Annotated in this window: 1 protein-coding gene; it reads right to left on the bottom strand. The window is 32.4% G+C overall.

Annotated features, from left to right (window positions below):
- Positions 1–165: 165 nt before the first annotated feature.
- A complete protein-coding gene (locus ACY2RS_RS15495; RefSeq protein WP_490099576.1) occupies positions 166–483 on the bottom strand; it encodes a type II toxin-antitoxin system RelE/ParE family toxin in 318 nt (105 codons plus the stop codon).
- Positions 484–595 lie beyond the last annotated feature (112 nt).

Below are 595 nucleotides of genomic sequence, written 5' to 3'. Positions count from 1 at the left end.
AACTCGCACTTTTCGGAACAATGGAAAGCAACGGTTTTGTAAAGCTTTCCGATGCGTTTTTCGTTCACTAAGTTACTTGAAATTTTCCGAATAGGAGTAATGCTTGTTTTTTCATAATAGTAACTGAACTAAGCATTGGAAGGTTTACTTTGTTGGCAACTGGCATTATTTCGTTCTTTTTAACTTGGGTGGATTTTGACGTGTATCAAACACATCAGCAATTTTTATGAATCCGTTTTCGATATCTACTGAATAAATCAGTTTGTAGTTTTTGAAAATTAAATATCTGTATTTAATTTCTCTATTTTTCAGCAGTTCTTCTACTTGTCCAATATTTGGAGATTTGATCAACTTATTCGGCTCATTGATAATTCCTTTCAAAAGTTTTTTAGCAATTCTTGGGCTTGCTTCTTTTTCGTAATATGTATAAATTTCGTCAAGTTGAGTTTCAGCGAATTCAGACCAGATAATTTTCGAAATCATTATTCATATTTGGCTAAAAGTTCGGAACTGCTTTTAAATCGATTTTCCATAAAGTCAGATTCTGATCGATCTATTCGGCTGTTTAATTCTTCATGACTCATAGGTTCAATGG

The sequence above is a fragment of the Patiriisocius sp. 208BN25-11 genome, from assembly GCF_058147145.1.
Note: the sequence above shows the minus strand (reverse complement) of the source record. Positions and strands in the feature narration are given on the sequence as shown.

What these genes read in the sequence shown, in the direction of transcription:
- ACY2RS_RS15495 (WP_490099576.1), bottom strand. Translation starts at nt 483, where the DNA reads ATGATTTCGAAAATTATCTGGTCTGAATTCGCTGAAACTCAACTTGAC.